Annotated in this window: 14 protein-coding genes; 7 read left to right on the top strand and 7 right to left on the bottom strand. The window is 66.5% G+C overall.

What is annotated here, in order from left to right; genetic code table 11:
• Nucleotides 1–19 precede the first annotated feature (19 nt).
• The 3 genes from LPH33_RS25720 to LPH33_RS25710 all read right to left on the bottom strand — a co-directional run bounded on the left by LPH33_RS25720 (nucleotide 20) and on the right by LPH33_RS25710 (nucleotide 3,102).
• Entirely contained in the window at nucleotides 20–1,111 is a 1,092-nt protein-coding gene (locus LPH33_RS25720) for a hypothetical protein (RefSeq protein ID WP_229568567.1), read from the bottom strand.
• 337 nt (nucleotides 1,112–1,448) lie between these two features.
• The gene (locus tag LPH33_RS25715) at nucleotides 1,449–2,753 is read right to left on the bottom strand and encodes a WGR domain-containing protein (protein WP_229568565.1); all 1,305 of its coding nucleotides are present in this window, start codon (nucleotides 2,751–2,753) and stop codon (nucleotides 1,449–1,451) included.
• Between the two features lie 49 nt (nucleotides 2,754–2,802).
• A complete protein-coding gene (locus LPH33_RS25710; protein ID WP_193904241.1) occupies nucleotides 2,803–3,102 on the bottom strand; it encodes a hypothetical protein in 300 nt (99 codons plus the stop codon).
• Nucleotides 3,103–3,224: 122 nt separating this feature from the next.
• Between LPH33_RS25710 and LPH33_RS25705 the strand changes: the two genes are divergently transcribed.
• The 3 genes from LPH33_RS25705 (at nucleotide 3,225) to LPH33_RS25695 (ending at nucleotide 5,349) form a co-directional block, all read left to right on the top strand.
• On the top strand, nucleotides 3,225–4,070 hold the full coding sequence (locus tag LPH33_RS25705) for a hypothetical protein (protein WP_193904240.1): 846 nt from the start codon (nucleotides 3,225–3,227) through the stop codon (nucleotides 4,068–4,070).
• A 63-nt stretch (nucleotides 4,071–4,133) separates the two neighbouring features.
• Nucleotides 4,134–4,517 carry a hypothetical protein gene (locus LPH33_RS25700; protein WP_229568773.1) on the top strand — a complete coding sequence of 128 codons (384 nt, stop codon included), beginning with the start codon at nucleotides 4,134–4,136 and terminating at the stop codon, nucleotides 4,515–4,517.
• Between the two features lie 580 nt (nucleotides 4,518–5,097).
• Entirely contained in the window at nucleotides 5,098–5,349 is a 252-nt protein-coding gene (locus LPH33_RS25695) for a hypothetical protein (protein WP_193904238.1), read from the top strand.
• A gap of 122 nt (nucleotides 5,350–5,471) precedes the next feature.
• On the opposite strand, the gene LPH33_RS25690 is transcribed toward LPH33_RS25695, so the two are convergent.
• The 4 genes from LPH33_RS25690 to LPH33_RS25675 all read right to left on the bottom strand — a co-directional run bounded on the left by LPH33_RS25690 (nucleotide 5,472) and on the right by LPH33_RS25675 (nucleotide 10,004).
• Entirely contained in the window at nucleotides 5,472–6,653 is a 1,182-nt protein-coding gene (locus LPH33_RS25690) for a tyrosine-type recombinase/integrase (RefSeq protein WP_229568771.1), read from the bottom strand.
• 688 nt (nucleotides 6,654–7,341) lie between these two features.
• Entirely contained in the window at nucleotides 7,342–8,175 is an 834-nt protein-coding gene (locus LPH33_RS25685; protein WP_229568770.1) for a DUF6884 domain-containing protein, read from the bottom strand.
• Between the two features lie 33 nt (nucleotides 8,176–8,208).
• Entirely contained in the window at nucleotides 8,209–8,475 is a 267-nt protein-coding gene (locus LPH33_RS25680; RefSeq protein WP_138846054.1) for a hypothetical protein, read from the bottom strand.
• A 1,016-nt stretch (nucleotides 8,476–9,491) separates the two neighbouring features.
• Nucleotides 9,492–10,004, bottom strand: coding sequence for a hypothetical protein (locus LPH33_RS25675; protein WP_193904234.1), 513 nt, complete (start codon nucleotides 10,002–10,004; stop codon nucleotides 9,492–9,494).
• A 191-nt stretch (nucleotides 10,005–10,195) separates the two neighbouring features.
• Here LPH33_RS25675 and LPH33_RS25670 point away from each other — a divergent pair, with 191 nt between their 5' ends.
• The 4 genes from LPH33_RS25670 (at nucleotide 10,196) to LPH33_RS25655 (ending at nucleotide 14,887) form a co-directional block, all read left to right on the top strand.
• Complete coding sequence (locus LPH33_RS25670; RefSeq protein ID WP_193904233.1) at nucleotides 10,196–10,810, top strand: hypothetical protein; 615 nt, start codon at nucleotides 10,196–10,198, stop codon at nucleotides 10,808–10,810.
• Nucleotides 10,807–12,771 (top strand): type IV secretory system conjugative DNA transfer family protein, encoded by a 1,965-nt coding sequence (locus LPH33_RS25665; protein WP_229568768.1) that lies wholly within the window; start codon nucleotides 10,807–10,809, stop codon nucleotides 12,769–12,771. Before LPH33_RS25670 ends, LPH33_RS25665 begins: the two co-directional genes overlap by 4 nt.
• A 272-nt stretch (nucleotides 12,772–13,043) precedes the next feature.
• The gene (locus LPH33_RS25660) at nucleotides 13,044–14,411 is read left to right on the top strand and encodes a conjugal transfer protein (RefSeq protein ID WP_193904231.1); all 1,368 of its coding nucleotides are present in this window, start codon (nucleotides 13,044–13,046) and stop codon (nucleotides 14,409–14,411) included.
• A gap of 134 nt (nucleotides 14,412–14,545) precedes the next feature.
• Complete coding sequence (locus LPH33_RS25655; RefSeq protein WP_193904230.1) at nucleotides 14,546–14,887, top strand: hypothetical protein; 342 nt, start codon at nucleotides 14,546–14,548, stop codon at nucleotides 14,885–14,887.
• Nucleotides 14,888–14,890: the final 3 nt, after the last annotated feature.

Below are 14,890 nucleotides of genomic sequence, written 5' to 3'. Positions count from 1 at the left end.
CTGGGCATGCTCGTTGGGACTATTGCTCCATGGCCTCCATCAACGCTTGGATGCGGGCGAGGAGTTCGTCGGTGCGGTCGTCGAGTTCTTCGAAGGCCGGCTCGAGGTCGGCCATCGCTTTCGCAGTGCCGCGGCGCGCGGCGAGACCTGCTTCGTAGCGTGCCGCGAGTTCCTGGCTGGACAGCTCTGGGGGTTCGACAGGTTCGGTGTTGTCTTCGTCGTTGTCTTCGTCGTCTTCGCTGATGGCTTCGACGACGTCCTCGACGGCGTCGGCCCAGCCGTCGTCGAAGAACTTCACCTGCCGTTGTTCCCGAGTGCTGGTGGTGCCGCTCAGGTGCGCGGTGAGGATGCGGGTGATGGCGCGGCGGGACAGGCCGACGCGGCTCAGACTGGCGTGGCCCCATTTGTCGAACGAGGGCAGCAGCGGTCCGTTGTGCCGGATTGCTGGGAGCAGTTGGAGGCCGGTAACGGAGTCGTCGGTGACCGGGGTGGCGTTGGTGAGGGACTCGCCGAGCCACCGGTTGGAGGGGGTGCGGTCGGTGAAGGCCTGCAGTCTGGCCCACCGCAGGTACACGGCGACCTGTTCGGTGCGGGGTGATTCGTGGGGGTCGTGGGGGATGAAGATGCCGTGGCTGGGGATGCGGAGGGTGCGGCCGTCGAACGTGATGTCGCTGCGTTGGAGGCGTCCGACCTGGATGGGCGAGAGGCCCATGCGGCAGGTCAGGGTGAGCAGGAGGGCGTCGCGTCGGCCGAAGAGACCTCCGGGCCAACCTGAGGTGGGCAGCCGCCGAATCACGTCGGTGGCAGCGTCCCGCAGGTCCGGGCGGGGCCGGGTCCGGCGGGTCAAGCGTTCCCGCAGTGCCTGAGCGGTCCCTGGAGCGGGGTAGCCGCAACGGGTGTGGACGGTGTTGATCGCGGTCACGCGGCGGCGGTGAGTGCTCGTGGCGGCGGGGTGTTCGTCAAGGAACAGCGCGATCGTCAGCGGATCCGCCGGCAATGCGGACGCCTCGACGGCGGTGCACCAGTCCGCGAACAGCTGCCAGTCGTACCTGTACCGCGCGCCGATCGCGATGGCCGGCACGAGGTCGCCGAGGGGGTAGGAGCTCGTCATGGCGTCATGCTCGCATCGCCCTGGTCCGGCATGAGGATGGGTGCGTCGGTCACCTGGGAAGGCTAGCCAGGGTGAGCACCGGGTCGGCCCGCCTCCCGCGGAATGCCAGGGGACGGGCCGATGCGCAGGTCGTGCGGGGTGTCAGGACACTTTGAGCGGCCGACCGTGTCTGCGCTGGTCACCTCGCTACCTCATGGTGGCCGATCCGGACGGGACTCGGCGGGCCGAGATCGGGCAGCTGCGGCCGGTTCGCTGAGGGGGGCGCGCACCCCGCCAGCACCAGGAAGCCCCCGGCACCGGGTGGTGTCGGGGGCTTCTGACGCCGATCGGGTGCTGGTCAGACGGCCTTGTTGGTGCCTGCGTCGGCGAACTGGTCGAGCAGGCACTCCGTGGGGGCCTTGTCGTGGCGCTGGCGGATCAGGCGCGGCTGAACCATCCGCGGGTGCTCGGGGTTGGCGACGTACAGGAACGTCACCACCCAGACCTGACCGACCTCGACTGCGCCCTTGCCGATGGTGGACGCGGTACCGACCTGGACGAGGTTCCCCTCGGCGTCGTGGACGGCGAGCTCCGCGGAGTCCTTCACCGGGTGCAGGGCGGTGACGACGACGTCGACGTCCTTGATGAGCTTGTGCTTGACCAGCATGGTCGAGCGGCGACCGGACTCGTATGTCCCGCAGTAGTGGCGCAGGATGATGCCTTCGCGCTGCTCGGCCACAGCGGATTCGAGCATGTCAGCCTTGTGCTGCGCGGTCACCGCGACGGGCGCGAGCACCACCGGGCTGCCCTCCGTGGCCTTGTCGACGGCGGGGATGCCCAACACCTCGGTGAGAATGGTGAGCGTGTGGTGGCGGACCGGGAACCCCATGGACTCGCGCGCCCAGGTGTTGATGCCGTCGGTGGCGACGATGAGGTCAAAGAGCACCAGGGTGCGTCCCACTACCTCACCGTCGAAAACCCAGCGCCCGGAGTGCAAGGCGCTGAACGGATGCAGGTGCGACGGTCCGACGTTGCGGACCTTCGCCTGCCCCTGGCGGTTGAGGACGCGAATCTCGCCGTTGTCGATTTCGATGACGACGCGGTCGCCGTCGTACTTGAACTGGGCGCACCAGTCGTCGGAGTCCATCGCGTCCGCCACGATCTCGGCGGGCTGCACGGAGGCGAGCATCGGTCGCACCGGCAGCGAGGGCATGGTGTCCTCGGCGACCGCGGGCTCCCCGAGGAACGAGGTGGCGGTCAGTGCCTCGACAGCGGCAGCGGTGAAGTCTTCACGACGGGTATCCATCTCGACGGCGGCGACCGGCTCGGTGACGATGCCGACGGCGTCGCCCTTCTGCAGACTCTCCACGAGCGTATCGAGCACCGCGAGGTTGTCCGCGGTGATGACGGTGCTGGTTTCGACGCCACCCGAGCGCACGGGCTCGTAGCCCTTCTTCACCTTGCCGGCGAACTTGGCGGCGGCGGCCTTCACTGCCGCCTCGGGGCTGGCGGTCTCGACGATCTTGGTGAAGGTGCCCAGGGTGCCGTTTCGGCCGTACTGGGAAACCCATGCGGAGCCGAAGGTGAAGGTCCGGTAGAACTTGTCGTTCCCGGCGCGCGGGTCGATGTAGACGGCCTCGTTGATGTGAGCGGTAGTGGTCACTGCGGTCCTTGTTTCCTTCCGGGGCGAGTCGATGTGCTGGTCGTGGGGGTCAAGACGCCTTGAGCAGGCCGACGGTGTGAGCCAGGCCCTCGATGTCGTCGCGGTCCTCGCTCGACTGGAGGGTCGGGTTGACGATCGTGACCGGCAAATCCTGGTCGAGGTAGAGGGTTCCGGCCTCGGTCTCGACGCTGACCATTCTGGGCATGACGTCCGACAGTTCGACGGTGCCGGTGACGCGGACGTGGCCGTCGTGGGCGCCGACGATCACGGCGCCGGTGATGTGGGTGAGCTCGCCTGGCGCAATCTCGATGTGCGCGACGGTGGCGGGGCTGTCGGAGTGGGTCGTCATGGTGTTCTCCTGGTCGTCGGTGCTGGTCTGGGGCAAACGTAGGAGTGGGCCGGTCCAGGTGTTTCAGCACGGCAATCCGTGAGTCGGGCTGGGTGCTGGGCGGCCGCCGGTAGGTTGCGCAGATGGCTCAGTTCACGAGTGACCCGGTGCGGACCCGTCAGCGGATCGCTGAGCTCGACGAGTACATGTCCAGGTCGGTGTTCGGTGCGGGCGGTTTCGTCTGCCGATCCAGTGCCAGCTGTGGCAGTGCGGCCGCGAAGAAGGCTGCCGACTTCTACGAAGGACAGCTCTCTCACGTGGGCCTGCACTACGACCTATTCGAAGACGGCGTCCCCCTGCGAGTGCTGGTGCTGGGCATGGAGATGGGGCGCCCGGACCGGCACATCTCCCTCGAGACGCGGCGACTGCAACAGGACGAAGCGATCGGGATGAGGTTCGGCGCCCGCCATGCACACATGCTCGGCACCACCAGCGCACTGCGCGCCGCGTTCGGCCGCGGCCTGGGCGATGACCGTGCTGGGGAGTTGTTGCCGCTGGCGAATGACCCGGTGCCGCAGCACGTCATGCAGTGCTATGCCCTGGTGAACAAGCGATTGTGCTCGGCGGTGCGGCCGGTCGACTCGGCGAAGGGCCGCCGATTTCAGGCCGCGCAGGTGCCGGCGATGGACCGGGCATGCCTCCCGCACCTTGCGGCGACGATCCGGATCCTCGAGCCCACCATGGTGATCCTGCAGAGCAAGGCACTTCGGTCGCTGATCGCGCCGCACCTCAAGCATGTTGAGCGGATCGATCCGGCGAACGAGCAGCTCGAGTACGCCGAGTTCGCCGGCGTCGCCACCGCGATCGCGAACTTCAGTCACCCCGCCGCTCACGCCCCGTACAACTGGGGCAGCTCGCACCGGAACGTCTACGCGATGGATGTCGTCGAGCCAACGTTGGAGACTGCGCGCAGCTTCCTCCTCGGATAGCCGCCGGTTGTCCTCGGTCGTTATCGCATGCGAGGGGCCGTTTCCACTGCTTACACTGCCGACATGGGTGAGCCCTGGGTCGACCGCGAGCGACTCGCTGACGCCGCTAACCTGTTCGCGGAGAAGGTCGACGTGCTGCTCGACCGAGTCGTGGACAGCGCGATCGGCCCTGCCCGCGCCCACTCGGCAGACCAACTACGGGACGACAGCGAGGCGCGGCTGCTGACGCGGATCGCGATCGCACATCGCGCCGGTGTCGATCCGGTGCTGGACGTGCAGCGCGCGCTGCGCGTTGGGATGACGTGGGAGCAGATCGGCGACGCGACCGGGATCGGTGCAAGTCCGGCGAGGACGAGGTGGTCAACGGACCAGCCGGTGGAAGGGACGTCGGACAACCGATCGCGGCGGCGCCGTTCGGTCGATGACCAGCAGATGTCGATGTGGTGATGGGTCTCCACCTGCGCTGATCGTCCCTGGTCTGTGGTGAAGCGCCGGGGATATGCGGGGAAAGCGTGCGCGGTTGAGTTCGAGACTTGGTGGACGCCGGCTGGTCTCGAGCACCGGTGTGCGAGGAAGGCAGCGAACAATTCGAGTATTCGCATAGTCATGCGACCCTGCCTGTGCACGGAGCATCATCGATTCACACGAGGTACCGCGGTCGGAAGCGATCCGCCTCGACTTCTTCCCGGCAGGAGTCGCCCCACCGCTCCGACAGTGTTGATGGTGACGCCATTGCCGGTTAGCAGGTTGTGCTCGCGGGCGAAGATCTCGACGGTGGCGGGGAGGCGTAGCCGGTCTGGGGGCGCTGGAGTGGTGGGGCGCCATATCTCCCCCGAGGACATCACTTACGCGAACATCGAGCCAGGGAGTGCCGCCTGGTGGTCGTGCCGCCTGGTGGTGGTGCCACAGACAGTGACGCACTCACTGATCCCTGCCTGTGACGGTGAAACACGTCGGTGCCCGATGGGAGATTCTCGGTTCACGCTCGGCACCCCGATCGAGCGATCCGCACCACATAGGAGGCTTCGTGTCCGTCCCCCCTGCGTTCGCTCAGATTCCCGAGGTCAAGCCGGAGGCGCCGCCGTTTGTCCCCGACCTGGTCGGCGCGTTTGACCCGGTGTGGTGGCTGCTGCTGATCGCCGCGATCGTCGTGTTCGGGATTGCGTTCGCCTCGTACCGCGGCGTCATCCGGCTGCGGATCGCCGAGGAGTTCCCGCTGCTGTTCCTCTCCCCGGTGGCGGCGGCCGTAGCAGTCGCGGCCCTGGCGTACGGGACATAGCCGCAGCCGGTAAGACCGAATAGCGAAACGGCGGTGGGCTGTCCCGAGACAACGGGCAGGCCGCCGCCGTTCGTATCTGATCGGTGCTGGTCCGCGTCGAGCAGCTCGCGAACAACTTTCGGTCAGCGAGCGAAACGGGTGACAGCGTTGCCCGTCAGCGGGTTGTGCTCGCGGGCGTAGATCCCGACGGTGGTGGGGGAGGCGTGCCCGGTCTGCCGCTGGATTTCGTGGGGTTGTGCGCCGTTGCGGAGTGCTTCGGTGACGAACCCGGCGCGGACGGAGTGGCCGCCGAGTTGGGCGATCTTCGCGGGGGAGAGGCCGCCGGCGTGGGCTGCCCTGCGGTAGACGGCGTGGATGGCCTGCCCGGACAGTGCGGTGTCGCCGAGGTTGCCGTTGACGCGGATCGGCCGGAACACCGGCACGTCGATGTCGGTGAGCTGGGGGTGGGGGAGATGGCAGACGTGACCGGTTGGCTCGTCGTCGGTGCGGAGCAGTCGGATGATGCCGGGTCGGCCGGCAGCTTGGTGGGCGGCGATCACGTCGAGCCAGCGGCGGTAGGCGCAGGGGCCGCACACGGTGTGGGTGAGGGCGACAGGGGCGGCCTTGATCAGGCCGTGGCCGGTTTGGTCGGTCTTCGAGCGGCGGACCCGCATGTGGAGGCCATCGCTGGAGTGGATGGTGACGTCGCGGATCTGCAGGTCGGACAGCTCTGACCGGCGGAACGCACCGAGGAACCCAAGGAGGAGCAGTGCGGAGTCGCGGCGCTCGCGCGTTCGGGATTGCCAGGTCTTGGCCTCGCCGCGGAGAGTCGTGACGATGTGCTCGATCTCGGCGAGCTCGAGCGGCGCGACGCGTTTGACGGGACGGTCGCCGGCCGCGGCGTAGGTACGGCGCAGACCGGAGATGGTGTCCTTGACGAGCTGGTATTCGCCGGGTGCGCGGTGGTCGACGGCGCGGTGCCAGTAGTTGATCGAGGCGACCCACCGGGCGAGGGTGTTCATCGAGTAGGCGCGCTCGCCGGTCTCGGTACGCAGGTCCGCGCATTCGGTGAGGTAGTCGGCGACGACGGCGGGGTGGGCCGGTATCGAGATGTGGCCGTGGGCGCTGCACCAGGCGGTGAACTTCTCCCAGTCCTGCCGGTAGTTGCGGGCAGTGGAGGGGGAGTGGCGCTGTTCGAGAACGGCGACGATGCGAGCTTTGGATTCAGCGGAGAGGACGGGGGCTGTGGACAGCTCCGGGTTACCCGCGGCCACCGGGGCCGGTGCGGCAAGGATGGTTTCTCCCAGCAAGTGCTCTGTGGTCAACGCCGCTCCTCTCCTGTCTGGAGGGAGCCTACCGAGGAGCACCGACGCCTCGGTGGGACCGCGGTTCAGTTGAATCGCTATTGGAACCGGGCCAGGCACAGTGCCCGGAGGAGTGATCTGGAGTCTGTCATATGGCCGGCCTATCCGCGATGTCCCATACCGGGGAGGCCACCGCCAACGACGGTACGGACCTGCGTCGGCTTACGGCGGTTCTTCGTCCGTCGCTCTTTCGCTTGCTCGGTGAACTCCAGTTCTATGAGAGCGCTTAAGGACTGTTGGAGCTCAAGGGCTTCATTGCGTAGACGCGCCAGTTCCGCAGGCGAACATGAGTCTGCAATGTGCTGCATCACCGTGCTGACTGGTGACCCGGATTCAAGAACTTCCCTGTCGGGAAGTCCGATTCGGGCTATGTGGCTCTGAACCGCTAGATGAACGGCATTCTTGACCGACTCACCGCCAATCGCGAGCGGCTTTACCTGCTTTTTCTTGCCAGGCTTGGATCGCGGACGGGGAGGAACCACAGCGTTTTGCACCTGCTGACGCACGATCTTCCGTGCACCGCACCGCGGGCATCCGACAGCAGCACTAGCTGATGGATACCGCACACCGCATACACAAATGAACGCCATCACGTGCCTTCCCATAGATTTGCCCCACTGTATCGACCCCACTGCGGAAATCAGCCAGTTCATCGGAAGGCTTGCGATCGGTGCATTGCCATGCGTGCGAGGCGATGCTGCTGTTCTCCGATGCTGCGGGTGCCAGCGAGTGGGGTGCGGGCGTGTGGCCACACCTGCTGCGCGAGCCTGGTGTAGTCACGTCCGGCCAGGATGACGACATTGGGGTGTCCGAGGAGTCCCTGCTGATCGGCCTGCTCCTGGAGCTGCTCGGCGGTGACGGATCCCGGTCGGCCGAAGCGCAGATCGTACGGTGCGATGACCTGGTCCAGGGGTAGTAGGCCGTGGAGGGCGCTGATGATGCGGATGTTGTCGCTGCTGGTGAGGGCATCGGCGGCGCGGCGGGTGAGTCGGTGGTAGCTGCCGGTGTACAGCTCTCCGGCCGGGCAGGGAAAGGGCGCTTTGGCGGCTCCACAGGGAACGATGACCAGCGGATCGCTCGCCGTCTCGGAGTAGACCGGAGTGACCCCGAGGTCCGCTTCAGTCCGGAGCTGGCGGAGGTCGTGTGCGACATGGTCGGCGACCGTCCACCGTAGCCAGTGCCAGCCGCGCCGTTCCGAGAGCTTGAACTCGCCGTGGCTATGGCCAGCGACGTGGAACGGGGCGTGCCAGAGCTGCAGATCGGTGTTGGGGAGGGTCATCTCGACCTGGTCGTGGGGTCTCCAGAGACGGGTGTGCAGCGGACCGATCGCGCGGGGGATTCCGATGTACTGTCCGCCGGTGGCGGGACCGATTCCGGGCAGCGATTCCACGAGTCCGACCTGCATGATCAGGTCGACCCCGGGGGAGGGTGGGGTCAGGTCGGGGTCGTCGTAGTCGTATGTGAGGCGGAAGTTCGGCGGCATCGAGATGTCCTTGAGGTTGAGGGAGGGGAGTGGCTACTCGCTGGGGGTGGTCTTGTTCGCCCAGTCGCAGCTGAGGCCGCCGGCGTCATAGCCGGTGCTCTGCTCCCAAAGGCACAGGACGGACGTTCCGTCGGAGAGCTCGATGGTGTGGACGCGAACCCAGGTCTTGGGGTCGCCTTCGATTCGGGTGACTTTCGGGGCATTGTCGCTGGTGGGGGTGCAGGCGGCGAGGGTCAATGTGGTGGTGGCGGCGAGCAGCGTTGCGACGGCGATGCGGGAGGGGCGGTTGCGGTAGGTCATCGGCGGCTCCAAGCGTCTGGCGATCAGGTCGTTGGGATACTGTCGGGCCGATGTTCGGGGTGTTTCAGTTGCCGCTGGGCGTTGGCTGGCGGAGGGGAATGTCCTGGTCGGGCGGGTAGTTGGGCGGCCTCACCGGCCCGTTCCGTCACGTGACATAACGGGTTGCGCCATGAGGTGGCCGAACCCTCATCTTGGGGTTTCCGCAGCGGGTCGATGAGTCGCAATGGGCCGTGGCGAGGGGGGATTCAGCGCCCGTCGGCGTCGGTCACCTGACGTCCGAAATGACCGGATTCCCTCGGCGTGCGGATAGGCGGACCGCCTCAAAGTCGGTGATCGCCACATTCCTGGTCATCGCATCAGTGTTGGCGCTAACTGTCATTAGCGCTGCTCGCACCATCAAAACGGGACCCTACTTGAAATACACCCCTGTTCCGCCACAAAACCCCAGGTCACGACTACTTGAGATGCAGCGAGAATTAACAGAATCCGCGGTTTTTTAGCAGGCTGCGAAGCAATCATACTGCCGCTGACCTGCGAAAATGTAGGGTTCCACAAGGACGTGTCACTTTCCAGATTCCGTGTCACTCGCATGTCATTTTTCCGCGTTTCGTGTCACCCCATCCTGCTTTCCCCAGCTCAGGCCCCTAGGGTTGTCTCACGCCGCCCGGGATGGCCGAGGATTCTGACAAGATCGTGAGAATCCCTGGCTGACACGAACTCGGAACACCGCAGGTCCACGCGCTGCACTACTGACAAGTTCGGCGAGAACCTACAGAAAACATGCGAAACCCGCTCCCGACTCCAGGGAGTCTTGCTCGAATTGCTGAGAATCTTGTCGACTCGCCTCACGAGGGACGCTCTACGGGAGCCGGCCGACCCGCTCTACCCCCTGCGAACTGGACCATGACGCAGAGCGGTTGCCGCTTCCTGCCAGCCACGTGGACGGTTCAGATACACCTCGGGCCCGAGATGTCTCAACACCTCGGGCCCGAGCGAGACGGACGGACAGTCGTCCGTCAGCAAGTCACCAAGAAGGAGAAGATCGCGTTGGCGTTCCGCGGGGAATCCTCACCCGCCAACTTCAACTGCACGTCGCCGGTGCCGTCGATCTCCACTCCGTTCATCCCCCACGTCACAGACTCCGCGCGTATCGGATTCGTGACGGGCTGTATCTCCGGCGCCGTCAGTACAACAGTCTTGGCGGCACCGTCGATCTTGACCTGAATGTCATTGGGGAAGGCAACATCCGCATTCAACGACGGCCCCGTCCCCTCACACGTGACGGACGCGAGCGCAGGGGAGACGTTGTCGAACCCGATCTTCTTCTGCTCCTTGTTCCAGTTCACTTCCAACATGACGCGCCCGTCGACCTGACTCACTGAGCCAGAACGCGTCGCGGAGGCGGCGGTCGACGCCCCGGTCCCAGCCGCCGCTTCGCTGCCGTCATCGTCAGATGAACCGCATGCCGAGACACCGATCAAGCACAGCGCAGCGAGCGCCGTTCCTGCGTACGTCTTCATCCGGGTCACGAGCGTTTCCCCAACCTTCCGCCCGCCGTACTTCGGCGGTCTTTGTTCGAAAACTACCGGACGAGCGATGCGGCCTCTCGGCTGCAACACGACTCCCGACTGCAGCCAACGCCGGCCAACTCGCACGTGCCGGGACCTGGAGAAGGCGTTTCCGAGACTGCTTCCGACCGAATTCCGGTGAAGGGAGCACGATGTCCGACGAGGACGGCTACGACGAGGACCCCAGGTCGCCAGGGCGATCCAACGAAACCTCTGCAGGACTACCGATCGCGGCCCGCGTCCTGGCGGTGCTCGTTCCGATCGTCACGGTGCCGGCGACCATCGCAGTGACTGCGGTGTCATTGCTCATCGTCGAACGGCGACGAGTCCGCGGGCGGTGGTGGGCAACCTGGGCAGCCCTGAGTTTCCTACTCGGCGTCCTCATCTCCGGTTCGTTGCTTGCCTGGGTGCTCCAGCCCCTCCAACTTCCCGCGTGGCTCATCACATCTCTGGCTGGCGCCTCGCCAGCCGACGCTGCCTCCGGTGTCGACGGTGACGTCGGCGCCGCGCTGCGGGACGTCGCGACGTCGACGGCCGGGGCTGCGGTACTCGGGCAGCTGCTGTTCGCGTTGCCTGTCGGCTTCGCGGTCACCGCGGTGTTCACCCGGGTGCGCCGATTCAAGCGGGAGAAGCTCGGCGAGATCGAAGGACCCGAGTTCTCGAACTGGCGGCCCGTCGGTGTCCTCGATCGGATGCGTGCGCGCCGCGTCACCGAACAGATCCGCGCCGGCCATCACACCATCGCACCTATCGAGGCGACCTCATGACACTGAATCCGATCTCTGCCAAGACCACGCTGTTTCGCCGACGCGGCCACGATGCGGGGCAGGTCGCCGTCGGCATCGGCCGCTACGGCTTCCCAGCCGTCTGCGACCTCGACGCGTTGAAACTGCCGGCGCTCGTGCTCGGCGGCCCCCGTACCGGTAAGACACGACTCGCGAATTCGATGAATGCTCAGCAGGTCCGGGTGACCGGTGGCGGCGCGTGCATCATCGATTTCAAGGGCGGCGACGACATTCCCTCGTACTGGGCGGAGGTGGCGCAGCAAGAGAATCGGGCGTTCCATCACTTCACGCTGAACGAGAAGTCCTCCGGCGCCTACCGGCGCCCACACCCGTACGCGCGCACCCAGCCCTCGTTCTACGACCCGCTGGTGCGCGGCAACGGTGACAGCAAGACCGCGATGCTCCTCAATTCGGTGGACCGTGACGGCGACGCCGCGGCGTACTTGAGGACAGCCGAGGACGTCGTGATGTTGGCGTTCGACATCGCCGACCTGACGGGGTTCTCCGCCGGCAAGGGCGGGCTCGAGACGCTCACCGCGATCCTCGACCCGGCCGCCCTCGACAAGGCAGCCAACCAGCTGACGGTCGACGCGGTCCTTCGTGCGCATCCCTCGATGGCCGACGTCGATGCCCGCCGCCGCGTCAACGATCTACAGCAGCGGGTCGCGGAGATGGGGCAGAAGACCCGCGGTGCAGGCAATCTGCTGGCCGGCGCGATCGGGGACAGCCAGACGCTGATCTCGAAGTTCGCGAACTCGTCGGCACTGGGAGGTCGACTGCGCCCGGGACGCGACGCGACCGACACGATCGACCTCGTCCGGGCGGTGCTGCAGGGCGAGATCGTCGTGTTCTCGCTGCCGTCGAACGACTACCGAAGCCTGTCCATTCTGGTGTCGACGATGGTGCTGCTCGATCTGCAGAACACGACCTCGACGCTGCGGAAGAACATCGCGGATGTCCGGAGGCTGACCGGGGATACCTCCCGCAAAGCTGACGCGACGCCGTGGAAGCCGTTCGTGGTGCAGGTCGAAGAGCTCGGCTCCGCGAAGTCGACGGCGGCCGCGGCCGCGTTGCTCGGGCTGCTCAACAAGTCCTCGAACGAAGGCATTCGCGTTACGCTCTCCTCGCAGGGCTGGGGTGATTTCGTCGCCGTCGACGGCACCGGTGTGTGGGCGAACCAGGTGCTCGAGCAGGTCTACAACCTCTTCTGTTTTCAGCTCGGATCCGACGCCGACGATCAGGCCGTCTGCGGGTTCTCGGGACAGGTCGACAAACGCAAGCCGCGGATGAAGCACGAGATCGACATCGGCGGCAGGTGGCGGCTGTGGTCCGGCGCCCGGTCGATGAACTCGGGCATGACCGATTCTGTCCGGGAGACTCGCATCCCCCTGGGAACGCTGCAGGAGCTGACCAAGGACGACGCGACCGACACTCGCGAGTTCATCTGGATCGCGAAGACACCCACGCTGAGCGCGGTGCACACCGTCGACGAGGGGCCGAACATGTGGTTCGAGCCGCTGCGGTTGGTGACCGTGCTCGAACCTCCGAACCGGCACGATTTCTTCGGCGATCCGGCTGCGGTGGAGCAGGCCGAGGCTCTCCGTGACGAGGTGCTCGACAAGACATCGGAGCGGGTGCGGTCGGACGCGGTGCTCGCTCACGTGCTGTCGGCGGATGCCGCTTCGGTCGAGGAACCGACGCACGAGGCCGCGTCTGCGCCCGTGCTGGCCGACGCCGAGGATCCGTGGGCCGTCGCTGCGCCTCTGCCGGCGAGAGAGCAACTCCGCGAGCCCGTCTCCGTGCGTCCGGTCGATTCCGACGTGCCATTGCGACCAGATCCCGGCCCGGACCCGTGGGACGAGACGGACACCGAGTGGGGGATCGATCCCTGGGATAGCGACGCCGATCGTGGCCAGGCAGCGGTGGAGAAGTACGGAAGTTGAATGTGCCCGCGCAGTGAATTGACCACGCCGCCCGACGCCACCGATCTGTGAGGCCTTGAATGTCAGCTCCCACCCCGCCGCCCGGGTATCGGCCCGTGCACCCGCTTCCGCCGGCTCCGGGTTACACGCCCGCGCCGGCCGATCCGCCCGCAGCGTCGGCTCCGTCTGCTGGCACACCGACCGCTCCTCCGGTCCCAGATCGCAGGCCGCCGCGCCGGGCGATGCCGCCCGCACCGGTCGTTGCCCCCGGGACGGCTGGGGCTGCCCCTCGCATGCAGGAACGTCCGACCCGGCCGCGCCCAGCGCCGTCTCGGGCCCCGGCTGAGGCGCAACCCGAGCCTGCCTACGCCGCTACGCCGGACACCCCGCCTGCGAAAGACAAGAAGACCGGTAACAGCCTGCGCGGGCGAGCAACGGCCGCGTTCTCGGCCGTACGCGGAGAGCACGAGCCGGCGCCGAAGTACGACGGCTCCACCAATGACGACTTCGATGTCCCGCCGATCGGTGGGCATCCGTCCCACACGAAGAGCCGCCAGTGGGCGGTGCGGCTGGGTATCCCGGTGGGTGTCCTGCTGTTGGCGGCCGGCACCACGTTCGCAGTGGGGGTGAACATCGGGTCGTCGCGTGTCCCGGCGCAGGGCGCGATCTCGCAGAACGAGGCGCTGCGGTTCCGCCTGTCGTCGTATCCCGTCGAGCAGGCAGCGGTGTTCGGTCAGCAGTACCTCAACGTCTGCCTGACCCGTCCGGCCGCGTCGAACACTGCCGCGGTCCGCACCCGCGGCGAGGTGCTGGCTCGGATGGCGACGAGCGGCACGGAGTCAGGGTGTGGCTATTCCGGTACTTCGACTGCGGAGGCAGAGAAACCGGAGAGCATCGTCTTCACCGGACAGATCAGCTCGGTGCGCGAAGGCTACACCGAAGGGGCCGCCGCGTATTTGACGTACCAGGTGGCCTACGACTCGGAAAAGACCTTGGAAGCGGTCGTTCCGGTGTGGGTCAACGATCGTGCAGACCCGACGCTGATGCGGGTCGTCGGCAATGTCGGCTTCATGCCGGCACCCCGGTTGGGTGCGCCTCCCGCCTACGCCGAGACGCGAGCCAAGGACGCCCAGCTGGCGACGCAGCTGCGCGATCAGGTGCTCTCTCCGTTCCTGCAGGCGTGGGGATCATCGGATGCCCAGCAGCTCAATCTGACGTTGACCGAAGACGCATCGTTTGCGGCTCGCGCTGGCCTGCGCGGCTTGTTGGTCAACCCCACCGTGGAGAAGGTGACCGTGTACACCGCCCGGACAGAGTCCGGCGGAACGATCCACTACCAGTCCGGCGACGAGGTTGTCGCGGAGACGACTGTCGAGTGGACCAGTGCGATGAGCACGTCGAAGCAGGCTGGCACGTACCAGATCCGGTTGCGGTACGTGCAGGGGAAGTGGGCGGTTCTCGACGTCACGGGGTCCGCCTTGGATCCGTCTGGGGGACCGGTTCCGAACAGCGGCGCAGCCGCGTCGTCATCGGGTGCGCCCGACAGTTCGTCACGCAGTGGATCGTCGTCGCCCTCGTCGCCGACAACGCCTGTGCAGCCGCAGGAGCCGACGCAGGCCGCGTCCGGTCCATTCGATCCTGCAGGGGTCCCCAGCGCGTAGTCCCCGGGGAAGTCCCTCGTAGAACGCCAATTTCGGCGTCGGTCGGGTTCGGGTGGAGAACCCATGCGAGATCGTGCAGTCGCCGCGACTGGCCCGCAAGGCGGGTGCGGCCCTTACGAGAAAGGAAGCACAGCATGTGGGATCAGGTTCTGGCATTGACGGGAGACCCTTCGACCGCTGTCGTCGCGCAGCAGGGGTGGGGCACGGTCAACGAAATCGCAGAGAGTGTCCGCGACAATCTCCTCCTCATCGGCAGCACTCTGCTGACCGTCTTCGGGTCCATCCTCGCCGTGAAGATCGGTGGCTCCGGCAAGGGCAAGATGCGCGAGCGCATCGGTGACGTCGGCGTGTGGGTCTTCGCCGGGGTCTTCGCTGGGCTGGTCACCTTCATCCCGGGCCTCGCCACCTCGCTCGGCAAGGAGACTGTCCAGTCCGGCACCACTGGTGGCGGGGTATCCGTGGTCGACGGACAGTAGAGC

It is taken from the genome of Rhodococcus sp. RDE2, assembly GCF_020885655.1.
GTDB classification, from domain to species: Bacteria; Actinomycetota; Actinomycetes; order Mycobacteriales; family Mycobacteriaceae; genus Rhodococcus; species Rhodococcus pyridinivorans.
Note: the sequence above shows the minus strand (reverse complement) of the source record. Positions and strands in the feature narration are given on the sequence as shown.